Raw genomic sequence first — 16,500 nt, forward strand, 5'->3', positions numbered from 1 at the left:
TACCCCTAGTTTATTCATATTATTATTTAATAAAGTTTTGTTTAGAATTTATATGATCATCTATTCGTAAAAGATTCCATCTTGTTTCCAAAAAAGTCTAGGTATTCAATTTGAGCCTAGACTTTTTTCATTTAAGTTATTTCAAATTGTATGTAGAAATGTTGTTAAAGGTGCTAGAGTATGGAAATAGTAGCGCCATTATTTTTTTTAATCAAACGTAATCAGACAATGTCATCAAGTGATTGATTACCCACAGGATGAAAAGAATACATGTATCAATTTCAATGAAGAATGTGAATGGCTATCAAATTAAGGTAGCCTTTTTTATTTCCATAATTTTTATCTTGTCAAAATACAAACATTTGTTCTATTATGTATACAAACAAGTGTTCCTGTATAAAATAACAAATAGGAACATTTCACGTATTAGGAGGAAACTTTGATGAGGGAACAACTGATTAAGGCTATGCAACGTAATCAATTGGTAAACATGATGTATGTATCTAAAAATGGGTCTGTAACAAAAAGGCGAGTAAAGGTTATTAAAATCGTTGGCGATTCATTCCAAGCATTTTGTTTTACAAGGCAGGCAAAGCGTACTTTTTTAATCAGCAATGTTCTAGCAGTTATTCCTATAGTAAGTAAGGGGCGTGAGGTTGTATGAACTATAAGGGTATGCCGAATCGACCTATTATATGCATCGATATGAAGAGTTTTTATGCAAGCTGTATTGCCATGTTAGAAGGGTTAGATATTTTAAATGACCCAATTGCAGTCGTGGGTAATTTTAATCAACCAGGCAGTGTTGTGTTAGCAGCATCCCTAGCAATGAAAGAGCGATTTAAAATTAAGACAGGTAATAGACGTTATGAAATCCCTCAACATCCAGATATAAAATTGTTTGAACCAAAAATGAGTTTTTTCATCCAGATGTCGATGACTATTACAAAGCTAATCGCTAACTATGTACCAGTGGACGCCATACATGTTTATAGTGTGGACGAAAGCTTTGTGGACTTAACTGGCACAGAAAAATTATGGGGATCTCCTGAGGAAACAGCGAAAGAAATTCAAAGAGCAATTCTTGATCAATTTAATGTGCCAAGCGCTATAGGGATGGGGCCCAATATGCTGATGGCTAAATTGGCTTTGGACATCGAGGCAAAGAAAACAGGCTTTGCTAAGTGGACTTATGATGATGTGCCAACAAAATTATGGCCTGTACGACCTTTATCAGAAATGTGGGGCATAGGTAAGCAAATGGAAGCCAACCTAAATAAGATGGGCATTCAAACAGTAGGTGGATTAGCTAATGCTGATTTAGATGAATTAGAAAAACGCTTTGGCATTATGGGCAACCAATTATATCATCACGCCTGGGGAATTGATTTATCTAAACTGGGTGAGCCACTAATTACAAACGGAGCTTTAAGCTTCGGTAAGGGACAAATGTTGATGAGAGATTATCACACACGAAAAGAAATATCAGTCGTTCTCTTAGAAATGTGCGAGGATGTTATGAAACGTGCAAGAGATGCCGGTTTTGTTGGCCGCACCATCAGCTTAGGTTTATCGTACAGTCGTAATGCGATGACGAAGGGATTCCACCGTTCAAGAACGATTGCTGTTCCAACAAATGAAACACTTGAAATGTATAAAGTCTGTATTGAATTACTCGATGAGCATTTTGCAGGGGAGCCAGCTCGACAGCTTTCTGTCCGGATATCCAACTTAGAGCGAGAGCATAGTATCCAATTAGATTTATTTGACGAGCGAAAACCACAGCGGCAATTGATTGGACCAACAATGGATGCAATACGTAATAAATTTGGGGCGACAGCATTATTACGAGCGGTATCATTTACAAGCGCTGGTACTGCTATCAGCCGTGATCGCTTAGTTGGTGGACATTTAGCATAGGAGTGATTGAATGATAAAGGACAGAGGAACGATAAAATGGGCAGCCATGATGATGCCAGAGCATTTAGATTTTCTCAAAGAATACAAACAAGATGTTACTGATAAGCCGAGAGAATTAGCTGAATGGGAACTAGAAGAATTACAACAAACAATGGATCACGCTTATCGTCAGCAGCTAGATGTCAAGCTAGACGTGTGGACGGCAGGTAAAACAACACAATGGACAGGAATTATTAAAGCGATTACTACTACAGAACTCATACTCGAAACATTACTTAAAACGAAAACAATCCCCATTCAAAGTATAAAGTCAGCTCAACTAGAAGCTGATTATTATGATTAAACCTGAACAACGCCAGCTGTTACACAAGTACTTATTAATAGAACTAGCGGTAAAATCATTGCAGATTGATTATCAAAAAGCAGAACAGTTTAAAATGAAAGTTGTCTTTCTTCCATTGATGGATGCGTTATTAAAGGATTTACGCCAAGAGTATTTTGACCTCAAAAGACAGCTTGCACAGCAGCGTATACGAGTGGTTGGCTGGCATCGTGTGGATGAATATTTTAGTGATGTGCAAGTTGCAACTGCGGGTAATGATGTCGTCCTCCGTTATGCAAATCAGGCGTTGAAAACACAGGTGGAAAAATTATTGATTAATTATATAAGGAACAACCAACAGGTTCTCGAATGAGGCCTGTTTTTTGAATAAGGGACATTTGAAGCCTGTCTTCATTCTTGATATAATCAACTATTCGTTTGTAATAACGCATTATACAGTAAATTTGTCAAAGGAAAGCGAGGTTCCAATATGAAGGCTATCAGCCAAGAAATCCAAAATCAATCTATTAAATCTCTGGAGTCGACGTGTAATAAACTTGCAACTGCTTATCAACGTATGACAGAAAAAGGGGTTAACACAACTCTTGTTAAAAAGAGGCTAAACGCTGTGAAAATGGGTTTAGAAAGCCTCAAAAATATTTGGAATGGGGAAAACTTTTCTTATGATGAAGAAGCCATATTGATTTCTAAGAAAATTCTAGAAGATATCATGCCATCTATCGAAAAGCAGATCGCAAAAGCAAAAGAAGGTAGTTCTCAAAAAACATTAAATGACCGACGTTTAACTGCACTTAAACTTGCAATTGAATCATTAGAAAAGCGTTTATCGACAAGTCTACGTGATTAGACAAGATAATTAAGAAGTATCTACGACAAATGATAAGGCGCTGGAATATTTTGTGATAATATTCAAAAGTAGAAGGAAATTGTTATGGACCACAAATTGAGAAAACAAATGTGTTCCTCGAAATTTTCTTTTACCCAATAATCTATGCTATTAAAAAAACGGAGAAAAGCGATATCCACTGAATTATTTAATGAAATTGCATTGAAAGCGATTTGATTCCATTGTTCTCGATTAACTTTGTTTGGACCAAAGTAATTAAAATCCGGTAAAACTTCTTCTATGTATAAATGCAAAACATCAAAGGCTTCTGTTGTTAAAAAGATAGAAGATTTATGCCAATGTTCGTTTTTAAAATCACCTCGCATAAATTCAAAAACATCACGCCTTCCATTTAGTTTTTCTAACGTATTTATTTCCATTTTTTATACCTCATGATTAAATTATTTAAAGCAAAGAGTGAATCTAACCTAGATTCCTAGAATTTCTTGCATGTTAAAATATACCATATTTTGCATAACCGTGTTCGTGGCAGGACATACACCGCCGAAACATAGAATTAAATATTTACAATTATTTCCCAGTTGTCTTTTTTGTTGTATGATATTTGAAGAAGGGTGAATAGGATGCTGAAAATTTTACAAATTGTTTGTGCCATCATAACAGTCTTACTTTCGTTTTACCTACTTATAACACATAATTATGATCTAATTTTTTTAATGGTATTCTTTTCAGGGTTATTCATGTTAACTAAAGGAATTGAAGCATTTCATAGCGAGAGAAAAGTTTACGGTTGGTTACTAATCGGGCTATTTTTATTTGCGGTATATATATCAATGTATCAATTCACAGCTTCGCAATGATCTACATAAGTTGGTGGTTAATATTTCTAATTTAGTCGACTTTCCATTTAATTTAAAAATGTCGGAAATGCACTGCTTTCATATTAGGGGTGATTTTTCTTAGTCAACATTCCTGAAACCGCTCTATACTGTGCTTTTTGAAACGTTAGGAAGGGGGCAATGAAAGAATAAGTGTATTTCCAATGATAGGGTTTTATATATGGAACCACAAAAATAATGGTTCCAAAATAAATGAGAATACAAATGCATTTACGATTGCGGCAATTAGAAAAGATGTCCACGTTTTGAAACACTGGTAAATCAACATATAAATGATAGGCATTTGAAGTCGGTGGATTTCAATAAGTAAATGTAAAGGTATGATTGTTATTGGAGATTGTCCTAACCCTAACCAACCGACTTATGATGGAAGTCGAACATCCAAGAGAATGGAACCGGTTTCTTTTATGTAAAAGAAAAATAATTATTAAAATAAGGTTGCGTTTTTGTTGGTGAAGGAATGCTTTTTCACTAATGGAAGAGGCTTAAGTTTAATAACAAGAACGTTCAGTTAACAAAGATTTAGAATTAAATTAAAAATGTATATTCATTGTGGGGATTCTTCAGACTATAGACAAAGTCGATTTTTTCGACTTTGTCTATTATTTTTAAATGCTGAATGGAGTACTCTTATTTTCACTTTCCTATTGTTTGAAGCTAGTTATGTCATTATCTCAATAGCCTTAAAACTGAGTATAAGCCTTCATTGATTTTAACAGTTAAAATCTGTTTAGATAATTAAAGAATCGGTGTTAACTCTGAGTTTACAAATTGTTAGGCATCAATGATTACACCTGAAGCTGTTCGCCCGTAAACGCTATATAACCCTCCTGTTTGATTAGGCACAATTTCAATTCAAATTGAGCCGCACAACCTACACTACGACATTTAATATGATTAAGATCAAACAAAGTGGGTACATAACAATCATAGATATATCAAGGAAGCCTAATTTTTTTATTAAATACCAATCCTACAATTAAAGTCTTTACTCCTTATTCGTATCATATTTTGAAGGTCCATAAATATTAAAAGTGAGGTTGCATATATCCTTTTTAAAGACGTAAACTATGTTCTAAAAAGCACAAATGATTTTGGGCATTTATTGATTAAATCTTCATTAGAAGTTGGATAATTTCAAAATATAATTGTAGGAAAAATGAAGAAAAGAAGGTGAGACGATGTTCGATCAAATTGCATATATTATTTTTAGAGCCCTATTAATTCTAACAGTTTTGGTTGTTTTTGTTGGAATTGCACTTGGGGATACTATAATCAGGAAAAAGTAAGACTGGATCCAAATAGTTTCTTTAAAGATCATATTGTGTAAATGTTTTGATTTTGAAAAAGTTCCAGAAGGGATAAATAACCAGGCGCTCATCTAAAAGTGAGTACCTGGTCTTTTCTCATTTATAGTATAGGGAAATTATTTAGTGGCTGTAGGGAGTTGCTGTACCGCAATCGGGCCATTAATGATTAGATAACTAATACATGCCTATTGGGTATTTATGTTAAAATTGAATAATGGCAGGGGGAGATTAAATTATGGATATTATCACATTCGGTGAAAAGAAAGAAGATATAGCATACATAAGGAGACCAGCTGTTTATTGTTTAATGTTCGATAGTCATAAAGAAAATTTAGCGATTATTCAAACAATTGATGGAAAGTATTTTCTTCCAGGCGGCGGAATTGAAAATAATGAGACTCATGAAGAATGTTTAAAAAGAGAAGCCCTTGAAGAAATGGGGATGGCTATTGAAATGGGTAATTATGTAGGGTGTGCCAGAAGATATTTTTATTCCACAAATGAAAATAGGTATTATCTTAGCGAAGGTTATTTTTATTTATGCGATATAGGGATGCAAATAAATAAAGCAACGGAAGAAGAACATTTCCTTAAATGGATAGAACCCATCGATGCAATGGGAAAATTATTCCATGAACATCAAAGCTGGGCAGTTAATGAAGCAATAAAAAATCAATTATAGTTGATAAACAAAAGGGCTTCTTTTCGGAGGTTCATATTTAGCTTGGCCTAAAGCAAATTTAGAAAAACCTATTGTGATGTCCGTGATCATATATACTTATTCCAGAAACGGGCGCAATAGTGAAAACCCTTAAGGAGGTAATGTGGTGAACCCGCACAAATTAATAATAACTCAGTATAATCCAAAATATGCTGAACAGACAGTGAGAATGTGGCGAGAAAGTAAGGAAAGGGCTATTGGTCAGAAAGAAGCCCATAGCTTTGAAAATCATATATACTTTTTAAATCATATATTACCTGAGCAGTATCAAATAGATGTAGCGTTAATTGATGACAATGTAGTTGGTATGATTGCCTATAATGAAAGGGAAATAAGCCAACTTTATATTCATATTGATTATCAAGGATTCGGTATAGGTCAAACATTACTAGATAAAGCAAAAGAACAATCAAGTGGGAGATTATCATTATATACATTTGAAGTAAATGAAAACGCTCGACGATTTTATGAAAAGAACGGATTTAAAATCATTTCTAGAGGACACGAAAATGAAGAAAATTTACCAGATATTCTATATGAATGGATATCTAATAAATAATGTATGGGGATTATAGGTATTAAAATGGTTAAGGAACAATATCATTTTATTCAACAATTAGGCGCTTTTCTGAAATTAAGGAAAGCGTCTTTACTCATGGAAAGGGCATATTTTTGAATAAAATTAGTTATTTAGATGTCACGACCATGAATACTAACAATCAATCATACCTACTGAAGTAAACAAAAGAAATTATTGATTAATAGAAGGTTCTAGGCGATGTTAGTGAGCTGTAGATATTCCTTAAAGGCTTGAATTGGATTCGCAAAGTTTAATATGACGGTTTTTGTTTTATTTTAGAGGGAAAGGGTAGAGGAGACAACATGTACTTCTTTTTTTATGGTATTTATATAAGTGGTTTAAATAATTTTGTTCCGTTCCATAATAAAAATACGGAAGTGTAATGACCATTGCATAAACCGCATGGCGACAAGTAGATACAATGTTTTTAGAAATGAAAGAACGGAGAGGAATCACTATTACTTTTGATTTTAGTTTTCTGGAAAACTAACTTGGAGAGACAAAGAAAATATCTATGTCCATGGCCCGCAAAAAACATAAATAGGGAGGTAGAACTTTAATGATAAAAGTTGGTATTTTGGTTGGTAGTCTTCGGAAAGAATCTTTTTCAAAAAAACTTGCAATACATGTTGCATCTTTATTCCCTGAAGGATATAAAACAGAATTTGTCGAAATAGGAAATTTACCTTTTTATAATCAGGATTTTGATGATGAAGACAATGCACCTTCAGAATATACGGCTTTCCGTAACAAGATGAAGGAAATTGGGGCTGTTTTATTCGTAACTCCTGAATATAACCGTTCTATACCTGCAGTAATAAAGAATGCATTGGATGTGGGTTCTCGTCCTTATGGAGCAAATGTATGGGATGGCAAACCAGCAGCAATTATCAGCCAATCACCTGGTAGATTGAGTGGTTTTGGTGCTAATCATCATTTACGTCAACCTTTAGTATTCTTAAATATGCCAATACTACAACAACCTGAAGCTTATATTGGAAATGTGGCTGATTTACTAGATGAAAACGGTAATGTGAAAGATGAAAGAACGGTTAAATTTTTACAAACCTTCATTGATGCATTCGTAGATTTAATTAAAAAACATAGCAAATAAAAAATAAGGCAACGGAATCCCTTCCTATGCCTTATTTTATTGTTTTCAGAAGAAAGCAACATCATTTCTAAAGTAAATTGCTTACGTCTCCAATAAAATATACATACTAATAGTTGAGAAATATATGAATACGTGTCTATACAATTGACCATATTAAGTCTGCAAATCAGGGTTCTACTAGCCTTTTGCAAGTTAAAATAAAGGAGGAAAGCAACAGAATGGCTGACTTGTATACACGTTTATCAAAAGATAATGCAGCCTTACTTTTAGTCGATCATCAGACAGGATTAATTTCTGGTTTAGTACGTGACTATGGGGTAGATGAATTTAAAAACAACGTCCTCGCACTTGCACATACCGCGAAGTTTTTTAATTTACCTGTCATCTTGACCACAAGTTTTGAAAACGGACCAAATGGACCAATGATGCAAGGGCTTGTTGAGTTGTTTCCAGATGCGCCTAAGATTCCACGCCCTGGACAGATCAACGCCTGGGATAATGAGGATTTTGTCAATGCAGTTAAAATGACTGGGAAAAAGCAATTGATTATTGCGGGTGTTGTAACAGATGTTTGTGTTGCTTTTCCTGCATTATCAGCGCTTAACGCAGGCTATGAAGTATTTGTCGTAACGGATGCGTCAGGAACTTTCAGTAAACAAGTTGCAGATGCGGCATTAATGCGTATGGCCCATAGTGGCGTACAACTGATGAACTGGTTTAGTATTGCCAGTGAATTGCAAAGAGATTGGCGAAACGACATCGAAGGTTTTGGTGCTTTACTTGCAAGCCAATTACCTGGCTATCAAAATGTTATCGGAAGCTATGAAGGAGCTCAAAAAGATTACATTAACCAGAAAAGATAAAAGGGAATTACAAAGAAACGCGAATTCACTACAACTCCGCGTTTCTACTCCCTACATGATTTACCTAATTATTGGATATCGATGTAAGTGTTAATATCAAGTTTGTATAGATCCTGCTTTTATCACGAAAAAAATTATTGATTACATACTTCAAAATTTTAGAGAATCTGTTCGGAGACCGAATGGTGGATAACCAAACAAAAAATTTAAACAATGTATCAATGATGTTTCTCTAACTGTTTGGTAAAATGAGCATCAATTTTAAGGGGGACACACAAGATTTTATAAAATGGATTGGCAAGATTACTAAATACAGATAGTGGTCAAATTTTACAGGGATGACTAACGGAGCAGAAGATCAATTCATCTGTTAGAGCAGTTGATGACGTTATAAAACGTAAATATTTCCAAAGCGCATACCCCACATCCTGTTTTGGATGGGGGTAAAATATAGTTTATTGTCCAATTACTTATCTAATGTCCTACTCTCATTTTTGCATTAGCTTCTTTTGTTTCATCATCTTCAGCATGTTCCGACTGTTGTTTTGGTCTACCAAGGATTGTTCCTAAAAGCACACCTGCTAATGCAATCCCAGCAGCTAGAAGGAATGTGTCACCATAGGCAGAAAAGGTAGCTTCCATTGGGTCAGCTATTGTTTTCATATGAGTAGTAATTTTTGACGTTAGAAACCCAGTCATACCTGCTACTGCAAATGAAACCATTACTTGTTGGGCCGCTGTTGTTAATGGTGTGACGCGACTTACAAGATGTTTGGGAGCAGATTGAAGAACATGGGTATTAATTGCCATCATGGATAGTCCCATACCTGCTCCAATCATCACTAAACATGTAATGATAAATCCTGTAGTTGTGTCCATAGAAATTCGGGAAAGCATAACTAGCGCTGCGGTAATAATAGACAAGCCAGTTATAGCTAAAGGACGAGCACCTATTTTATCATATAAACGCCCTCCAATTGGCATCATAACACCCGATGAAAGAGCTTGTGGGAGAAGAATTAAACCAGTAGCTAATGCACCGTAACCTCTTACTGTTTGTAAAAATAACGGGACAATAACCATAACCCCAAATAATGCGATTTGAGAAATCCATGAAATCACAATTCCTTTTCTAAAGTCAGATGATCCAAAAACTCTCAGCTCTAGTAAAGGCTGCTTTTGACGAAGTTCAACAATTATGAATAGAATGAGAGCAACTCCACCTACAATTAATCCAGTAAGAGTTTCTATTGAAGTCCAGCTTTTGCCACCTTCACTCACTCCATAGGCTAGCATTGCGAATGCGATAGGCGCTAATAGAATCCCTAAATAATCAAGGGATGCAGCGGTCTTTCGTTCAACATTCGGTAAAAATTTCAATCCAACCAAAATTGCAATAATCCCGATTGGTAAATTAATAAGGAAAATCCAATGCCAAGTAACGTATTCAACTAGATATCCTGCTAGAACAGGTCCTAAAGCAGGTGCTAAAAGCATCGGAACCCCAAGTGCCCCCATTACAGACCCAATTTTATCCGAAGGAGCGAGTTGGAAAATAATGGTCATTCCTATTGGTGCTACCATTCCTCCCCCAAGTCCTTGAATAACTCGATAGAGGATAAGCTGTTCAGGAGTTTGTGCAACAGAGCAGAGAACGGATCCAATTGTAAAAAAGGTAATTGTAATTAAAAATATCTTTTTTGCTCCAAATCGGTCCGTCATCCAACCAGCTAAAGGAATGACAGCTGATAAAGCGAGCGTATAACCTGTTAAGGACCATTGCATGGTCGAAACATCAGATTTAAAATCTGTCACTATGCCAGGCAAGGCAACATTCATCGCCGTACTATCAAGAATTACCATCATCATACCAACAATGACAGCTAATAAGGGGCCTATGATGGTTCTAATAGAGAATACTTCATTGTTATTTTCTGTTTTTACTGTCATACGATATAAATCTCCTTTTAGAGTGCAGATATACTGTTAATATCTTGATATCATAGGTGTATTATTAAGTATCGAACTTTTTAAGAAAACAGGTTCAGCATGTCAGATAAGTTAAAAATAGTAATGATAGTTGCAAGTATCGCCAGTATGAATGCTGGAATTGCCTGAGTGATAGAATCCTTTGCCCTAATATGCGTCATCACTCCACCAAGCATCGTAATCGCAAGCCATAAGCCAGCTAATGCTGTTACTCCAGGATTCCAAAAACCGATAATTAAACCAGTGGCCCCAATTAGTTGTACCAATCCAGTAATCACTCGGAACCATTGAGGTAGGTTAAGGTGCTCGAATGTTTCTACTTGCTGTTTATTACCAGATACCTTCATAAACCCAGTCAACAAGAACACTAAGGCTAGCAGGCTTTGAAGAATAATAGATATAATTAACAAGATAATCCCTCCAATATATTGTTTTTTTTTCACAATACCCTTCTATGGTACAATGATATTATAGGGTATTGATTTAGTGAGCTTACTCAATATAAGTTTGCTCAAAATGAGTTTATGCGATTAATTTAAAACTGTCAAGGAGGAATTTTTATGACAAATCAACATTCTTCAAAAACATCTGCAGTAGAGGGTATTCATGCGTTAATTAAGACTTCTCATTATATCCAGAGAGAATTTGAAGCACATCTATCAAATCTTGACATGCCGTTTCAAATTTCAGGACCCAGACTTCGTGTTTTACTTGCTGTTTCTGAAGTAGAGAAAATACGAATGAGCGAGTTAGCAGCCAAATTAGGGGTAAAGGCCCGAACGGTTACTGACTTTGTAGATGCGTTGGAACAGGATGGACTTCTTGTTCGGATGCCTGATCCAATAGACCGACGAGCTACTTTGATACAATTAACTGACAATGCACAAATGCAAATTAAAAAAGTACGATTGCTTGAAGAAGAGGCAGCAGATATTTTATTAAAGAATCTGACTCAAGAGCAGCGACAACAACTTATTGAACTACTATCCAAACTTACAAATTATAATGAAGTTCAATGTTCATTAGATGACTGACTTAAAAGAACCGATTCCCCTTGAGACAAGGAAAATCGGTTTTTTATATATTAATAAATACAAAGGACCATATGAATCCTATAGTCATGTTTAATGTTAATGCTTCAATGGGACATGATATTGGAGTTAAAAAAATTCTCTGAACGAGTAAAATGGAATAAGGGTTTTTATTTGAACAATAGGGATTTAGAGGTGATTAGTGATGACACTTAAATGGTTATGGATATTGGTTATTGCGTTTAGCGTACTAGAATGGATCTCAATCCCATTCATAGGAGCATTTTCAGGAAAACTATATCGATTAGTTGATGGTATATTAATAATAGCTTTTATTATTTACCCATTATTTTTCATTACTTCTCTTTTACTATTACAAAAGGGAATTAAAAAAATTGGTGCAGTGATTTTGCTTATTCCATTAATCGTGTATGCACCCTTGCTAATAGGTCTTCACCCGTTGCTTAAATAATGTATTACTATTGAACTAACGGATGATTTAGGTTAAGAAGAAAATATGCTAATGATCTTTCACAATCGGGCGCTTTTCTGAAATAAGAAAGCATCTTTCTTCATGCAAAGGGCCATTTTGTGGCAAAAAAATTAACTGCAAAGGATGGATATTATGAAGATAATCGAGACGGAACGATTATACCTTAGAGAGTTAAAAATGGACGATTGTAACGAATTATCAAAAGTGCTTTCTGACCCAGAGTCTATGCAATATTACCCTCATCCATTTACCCAAGAAGAGGTTAAAAATTGGATCAAATGGAATGAGAAAAATTATAAGCAATATAAGCACGGTCTATGGGCAATTGTTTTAAAAGAAGGGGATACATTTATCGGTGATTGTGGAATAACAATGCAGAACATCGATGGTGTAAGGTTACCTGAAATTGGGTTTCACATTATTAAAGAGTATTGGAATAAGGGATATGCCACAGAAGCAGCGTCTGCTTGTAAGGAATATGCATTTAATGTTCTTGGCTATTCTGAAATATTTTCATATACGACCTTAAAAAATATTCCATCACAAAAAGTTGCGGAAAAAATCGGGATGGAAACTTATAAATTTTTTGAGAAGAATGGTGAACAACAAATCGCTCAAGTTGCATACAAAAGCTTATGAATAGTTAGTATCCCATTAGCTATTATGCCAGAATAGGGCGATTCCTGAATGAGAAGTTCATTTTGGAGTCTTTGGAGTTAAACTTAAAATTTGATTAAGATACTCATGTAGAAATTGGGTGTCTTTTTTTAGTATTTTATTCGTTAGATAAAAGGTTTAGTAAAATGCTAGTTGTATAGATGATATTAAAATTGTAAAATGATGATGGTACTATAAAAACCGAATCAGTACCAAAAGTTTAGGGGGCGGATTATGAAACAGAGAATCTTAACAGAAACAATTCACCAAATTCAAACGAAGGGGTTTACATTTACAATTAGTGACTTAGCAAAACAATTAGCTGTGAGTAAGAGGACAATCTATGAGTACTTCTCTTCAAAGGATGAGATAGTAGATGAAGTTATTCGTAATGTAATAGAAAGTATTCAAGAAAAGGAAAAACATATTGCTGAAGATGATACGTTACAAACAGTTGAAAAAATAAGACGCATCTTAATTTGTATTCCACAACAATTTATATTCATAGATGCACATTTATTAGTAGAACTAAAAAAACACCATTATAATCAATGGTTGAAATTAGATCAGTTTTTACGTGAAGGTTGGTCTACTGTAATCCGATTAATAGAAGAGGGAATGAGAGAAGGGAATATTAGACAAATTAATATTCCGTTTTTTATTGAAGTATATTTAGGTTCACTCAATCGCATATATGATCCTTTGTTTATTGAAAAGAGTAATTATACATTGAAGAGTATGCTCGAATCTATTATGGACATGTTGCTGTATGGAATTGCTATTTCCAAATAGAAGGAGGGAGAATAATGCAGTGGATTTATTTAGGCTTAGCGATTTTATTTGAAGTAGCCGGTACAACTGCGATGAAGCTATCTGATGGACTGACGAAACTCGTCCCAAGTATTCTTATTTTTGTGTTTTATATCGTATGTTTTTCATTTTTGTCATTTGCATTAAAGGGGATGGAGATGTCCGTTGCCTATGCGGTTTGGTCAGGTATGGGAATTGTTACAATTACAATAATTGGTTTCTTTTATTTTGGAGAAAGTATCAATGTAATTAAGATACTAGCGATTCTTTTTATTTTAATTGGAGTCGTTATCTTAAATTTTAATAGTTCGGCACATGAAGAGAAAAACAAAGAGATGGTGGAGGAACGTGTAAATTGAACCGTTTAAAATATTTTTTCCTTATTACTGATATTGGGTTTATTATATATTGGTTCATAACAATTTTTCATATGATTCCACAAGAATATTTGTTTAAAGATTATCAAAATCCTATTTTGGTTGCATGGAACTGGTCTTTTCTACCTTTAGATTTGTTAATCTCGTTGACTGGATTTTTAAGCTTGTACTTGTACTCGAAACAAAAACATATTTGGAAACAATTTGCTTTTTTATCATTAATTTTAACTTTTTGTTCAGGGTTACAAGCTTTAGCATTTTGGACAATCCGTTTAGATTTCGATGTTTCTTGGTGGATTCCTAATTTATATTTATTAGTTTATCCATGCTTTTTCTTTAAAGGTATTTGGAGAGAGTGTAGATCGTATGAGACTTAAATAAAAATCCGGTTTCCTGTTTTATTTTACAAAAAATGTTTAAAGTGGAAGTCGTAACTCAATAATATATTATGTTATACTCATACTGATTAAGAAATGGAAGGAGCATTATACATGTGTTGCTCATGCTGTCCAGTAGTTGACAAATCCCTTATCTGAAAAAGAAATGATTAGATAAGGAGATGGAGATATGTTAATTCAAAATAAAATTATTCAAAGTGTTAGAGATAAATGTATTGCAGATGAGTTTGTTTCAGCATGTATGATGTATGGGTCTTTTACAAAAGGTGAAGGAGATCAGTATTCTGATGTTGAGTTTTATATATTCATTGAAGATGATAAGATGGAGAAATTTAGCTCTAGACATTGGGTTTCTGAAGTTTATCCAATTCACTTGATCTTTTACAATGAGTTTGGAACAGAGGTAGTGATTTTTTCGAATATGATTCGTGGAGAATTTCATTTTCTTCCTGTCTCAAAAATAGAAATCATAAAAAGTTTTAAGCCTACAGGACTTTTTCCCGATCCTGAGTCTATGTATATTTATGATTCTACAGAGCAATTAAAGCCTTTACTAGATGATTTAGGTGGAGCTGGACCAGACCGAATGACTGATGAGAATGTTAACTTCGCTTTTAATAACTTCGTGAATGCTTGGTTGATGGGTGTAAATGTTATGAGAAGAGGAGAGTTAGCACGTTCTCTGGAGGCTTTAACCCTTGTGCAAAGGTATATACTACAATTAATAAGGGTAAAGGAAAATACGGTTGAACGATGGTTAAATAGTACAAAAAATTTAGAAGAAGATATAAGTACAGAGTCGTATAAAGATTATGTATCCATAACCTCAAAATTAAAAGAAAATGAGATAGAATTGGCTTATAAGAACGCGTTGAATATAGTTGAAGCTTTGAATGAAATGCTAGGTTCTCTCTATAAGGTTGATGTAGACAAAGATCTAATTAGTAAGCTACACAGCTATCTCAATGAATAAATGAAGTATGAAAATTCACTGTTTATAAGCAGATAATTTTTCGGCTAACAGACGCTTTTCAATAATACGGAAAGCGTCTTTATTCATGGTTTGGACCAAATTTGTGGATGAACGCGTAAAAAGGGATTAAACTATTAGTTCGGCCACTCAAGAACAATTCCGAGCACTAACTAATTGAATTTAAAATCACATTTTTCACCAAAGATGGATGGTTATAAATGTATGGTAATTATATCCATGTTATCTGTTGTATTGTATAATCAAACTACAATATTTAAAAGGTGATGATAAATTTGCTAACAATATTACAAATTCTTTTTTCAATCATAGTAGTATCACTCTCAACTTACTCAATTATCACAAGTGATTATCAGTTGAGTTTCCTAGTGTTATTCTTCTTAGGATTATTGATTTTAGTTCTTGGAATAAAAGAATTTCAAAGAGAGAGAAAAGTTTCTGGTTGGTTCCATATTGGGGTATTTTTATTTTCAGTATTTGTTTCAATTGAAATCTTCTTTAAATAAAGGAGTGGTTATCCTGTGAACTTCACCCACTTTCCATAATTTCAGTCAAACTTTGCTGATTTAGCAGATACTCTTACTCTAACAATTGAACAGAATCACGAAAAAAGGTTAATCGAAAAATTTAAGAAAGTCAAATTAACGCACCCTAATTGGGTGTTTTTATTTTGCCCTGAAAAGTGTGTATCAAGCAGTTTCCTCCCCCTTTGACTGCTAGGGCAACGGTACTTACTTTTGAGAGTGAAAATAAATTGTTTATTATCTATTGACATGGAGTCAACTCCATCTTTTAAGATGAATGAAATAAAAAGAATGGAGTGATGGAATGGTAATTGTCACAAATATATTAATTGGTTTATACGCAGTTTTAATAGGAATAGCAGGGCTAAAAAAATGGAAAGAAATCGGATTCCAAGTACAAACGTTTTTGTTTATTACCGTATCAATTAGTATTCTTTTAATATTATTTATACCAAACAAAAACTGGATGTTTATGCTGTTGATACTTGCATTTATTCTGTTACATATATTAGCAGTTACTGAAGGGCTATTAACAAATGGACGGATTAAGTATAGCCATCATATCGTTCGCTTTATATTCCATTGTATAATGGCCCTAATGGTTTATAAATATATAATCTAGAAGGTGATAAT

Annotated in this window: 22 protein-coding genes and 1 pseudogene; 19 read left to right on the forward strand and 4 right to left on the reverse strand. The window is 34.1% G+C overall.

Annotated elements, in window-relative coordinates:
- Positions 1–442 precede the first annotated feature (442 nt).
- The 5 genes from SJW71_RS11045 to SJW71_RS11065 all read left to right on the forward strand — a co-directional run bounded on the left by SJW71_RS11045 (position 443) and on the right by SJW71_RS11065 (position 3,110).
- Positions 443–664 (forward strand): transcriptional regulator, encoded by a 222-nt coding sequence (locus SJW71_RS11045; RefSeq protein WP_274793325.1) that lies wholly within the window; start codon positions 443–445, stop codon positions 662–664.
- Positions 661–1,920 carry a DNA polymerase thumb domain-containing protein gene (locus SJW71_RS11050; RefSeq protein ID WP_431812143.1) on the forward strand — a complete coding sequence of 420 codons (1,260 nt, stop codon included), beginning with the start codon at positions 661–663 and terminating at the stop codon, positions 1,918–1,920. Before SJW71_RS11045 ends, SJW71_RS11050 begins: the two co-directional genes overlap by 4 nt.
- Before the next feature lie 10 nt (positions 1,921–1,930).
- Positions 1,931–2,263 (forward strand): YolD-like family protein, encoded by a 333-nt coding sequence (locus SJW71_RS11055; RefSeq protein ID WP_274793322.1) that lies wholly within the window; start codon positions 1,931–1,933, stop codon positions 2,261–2,263.
- Entirely contained in the window at positions 2,256–2,615 is a 360-nt protein-coding gene (locus tag SJW71_RS11060; RefSeq protein ID WP_312506427.1) for an aconitate hydratase, read from the forward strand. The genes SJW71_RS11055 and SJW71_RS11060 overlap by 8 nt, the downstream gene beginning before the upstream one ends.
- A gap of 117 nt (positions 2,616–2,732) precedes the next feature.
- Positions 2,733–3,110 carry a hypothetical protein gene (locus SJW71_RS11065; RefSeq protein ID WP_431812144.1) on the forward strand — a complete coding sequence of 126 codons (378 nt, stop codon included), beginning with the start codon at positions 2,733–2,735 and terminating at the stop codon, positions 3,108–3,110.
- A 62-nt stretch (positions 3,111–3,172) separates the two neighbouring features.
- On the opposite strand, the gene SJW71_RS11070 is transcribed toward SJW71_RS11065, so the two are convergent.
- Positions 3,173–3,529: a hypothetical protein gene (locus SJW71_RS11070; protein ID WP_431812145.1), complete on the reverse strand. Its 357-nt coding sequence runs from the start codon at positions 3,527–3,529 to the stop codon at positions 3,173–3,175.
- A 297-nt stretch (positions 3,530–3,826) separates the two neighbouring features.
- On the opposite strand from SJW71_RS11070, the gene SJW71_RS11075 reads away from it, so the two are divergent.
- Positions 3,827–3,970, forward strand: a complete 144-nt coding sequence (locus SJW71_RS11075) for a DUF3953 domain-containing protein (protein ID WP_429979857.1) — start codon at positions 3,827–3,829, stop codon at positions 3,968–3,970.
- Between the two features lie 813 nt (positions 3,971–4,783).
- Here SJW71_RS11075 and SJW71_RS11080 read toward each other — a convergent pair.
- A pseudogene (locus tag SJW71_RS11080) lies at positions 4,784–4,864 on the reverse strand (ATPase); the annotation flags it as partial.
- Between the two features lie 690 nt (positions 4,865–5,554).
- Between SJW71_RS11080 and SJW71_RS11085 the strand changes: the two are divergent.
- The 4 genes from SJW71_RS11085 to ycaC all read left to right on the forward strand — a co-directional run bounded on the left by SJW71_RS11085 (position 5,555) and on the right by ycaC (position 8,597).
- Positions 5,555–6,001, forward strand: coding sequence for an NUDIX hydrolase (locus tag SJW71_RS11085; RefSeq protein WP_274793318.1), 447 nt, complete (start codon positions 5,555–5,557; stop codon positions 5,999–6,001).
- Positions 6,002–6,146: 145 nt separating this feature from the next.
- Positions 6,147–6,599, forward strand: a complete 453-nt coding sequence (locus SJW71_RS11090; RefSeq protein ID WP_312506423.1) for a GNAT family N-acetyltransferase — start codon at positions 6,147–6,149, stop codon at positions 6,597–6,599.
- Positions 6,600–7,179: 580 nt separating this feature from the next.
- Positions 7,180–7,734 carry an NADPH-dependent FMN reductase gene (locus SJW71_RS11095; RefSeq protein WP_274793316.1) on the forward strand — a complete coding sequence of 185 codons (555 nt, stop codon included), beginning with the start codon at positions 7,180–7,182 and terminating at the stop codon, positions 7,732–7,734.
- A gap of 218 nt (positions 7,735–7,952) precedes the next feature.
- Positions 7,953–8,597: an isochorismate family cysteine hydrolase YcaC gene (ycaC, locus tag SJW71_RS11100; RefSeq protein WP_431812146.1), complete on the forward strand. Its 645-nt coding sequence runs from the start codon at positions 7,953–7,955 to the stop codon at positions 8,595–8,597.
- A gap of 474 nt (positions 8,598–9,071) precedes the next feature.
- Here ycaC and SJW71_RS11105 read toward each other — a convergent pair whose 3' ends face one another.
- Complete coding sequence (locus SJW71_RS11105) at positions 9,072–10,547, reverse strand: MDR family MFS transporter (RefSeq protein WP_274793313.1); 1,476 nt, start codon at positions 10,545–10,547, stop codon at positions 9,072–9,074.
- An 80-nt stretch (positions 10,548–10,627) separates the two neighbouring features.
- Positions 10,628–11,029 (reverse strand): DoxX family protein, encoded by a 402-nt coding sequence (locus SJW71_RS11110; RefSeq protein WP_431812147.1) that lies wholly within the window; start codon positions 11,027–11,029, stop codon positions 10,628–10,630.
- Between the two features lie 117 nt (positions 11,030–11,146).
- On the opposite strand from SJW71_RS11110, the gene SJW71_RS11115 reads away from it, so the two are divergent.
- The 9 genes from SJW71_RS11115 to SJW71_RS11155 all read left to right on the forward strand — a co-directional run bounded on the left by SJW71_RS11115 (position 11,147) and on the right by SJW71_RS11155 (position 16,489).
- Positions 11,147–11,620, forward strand: coding sequence for a MarR family winged helix-turn-helix transcriptional regulator (locus SJW71_RS11115; protein ID WP_274793311.1), 474 nt, complete (start codon positions 11,147–11,149; stop codon positions 11,618–11,620).
- 202 nt (positions 11,621–11,822) lie between these two features.
- Entirely contained in the window at positions 11,823–12,089 is a 267-nt protein-coding gene (locus SJW71_RS11120; RefSeq protein WP_274793310.1) for a hypothetical protein, read from the forward strand.
- Positions 12,090–12,242: 153 nt separating this feature from the next.
- Complete coding sequence (locus SJW71_RS11125) at positions 12,243–12,749, forward strand: GNAT family N-acetyltransferase (RefSeq protein ID WP_274793309.1); 507 nt, start codon at positions 12,243–12,245, stop codon at positions 12,747–12,749.
- 252 nt (positions 12,750–13,001) lie between these two features.
- Positions 13,002–13,559: a TetR/AcrR family transcriptional regulator gene (locus tag SJW71_RS11130; RefSeq protein ID WP_274793308.1), complete on the forward strand. Its 558-nt coding sequence runs from the start codon at positions 13,002–13,004 to the stop codon at positions 13,557–13,559.
- 14 nt (positions 13,560–13,573) lie between these two features.
- Positions 13,574–13,936 carry a DMT family transporter gene (locus SJW71_RS11135; protein WP_312506417.1) on the forward strand — a complete coding sequence of 121 codons (363 nt, stop codon included), beginning with the start codon at positions 13,574–13,576 and terminating at the stop codon, positions 13,934–13,936.
- A complete protein-coding gene (locus tag SJW71_RS11140; RefSeq protein WP_431812148.1) occupies positions 13,933–14,331 on the forward strand; it encodes a YvaD family protein in 399 nt (132 codons plus the stop codon). Before SJW71_RS11135 ends, SJW71_RS11140 begins: the two co-directional genes overlap by 4 nt.
- Positions 14,332–14,521: 190 nt before the next feature.
- Positions 14,522–15,325, forward strand: coding sequence for a nucleotidyltransferase (locus SJW71_RS11145; RefSeq protein WP_341386403.1), 804 nt, complete (start codon positions 14,522–14,524; stop codon positions 15,323–15,325).
- A gap of 284 nt (positions 15,326–15,609) precedes the next feature.
- Positions 15,610–15,849 carry a DUF3953 domain-containing protein gene (locus tag SJW71_RS11150; protein WP_274793303.1) on the forward strand — a complete coding sequence of 80 codons (240 nt, stop codon included), beginning with the start codon at positions 15,610–15,612 and terminating at the stop codon, positions 15,847–15,849.
- Between the two features lie 322 nt (positions 15,850–16,171).
- Positions 16,172–16,489 (forward strand): hypothetical protein, encoded by a 318-nt coding sequence (locus tag SJW71_RS11155; protein WP_274793302.1) that lies wholly within the window; start codon positions 16,172–16,174, stop codon positions 16,487–16,489.
- Positions 16,490–16,500 lie beyond the last annotated feature (11 nt).

This window comes from Lysinibacillus sp. FW12, from assembly GCF_050817245.1.
Taxonomy (GTDB): domain Bacteria; phylum Bacillota; class Bacilli; order Bacillales_A; family Planococcaceae; genus Lysinibacillus; species Lysinibacillus irui.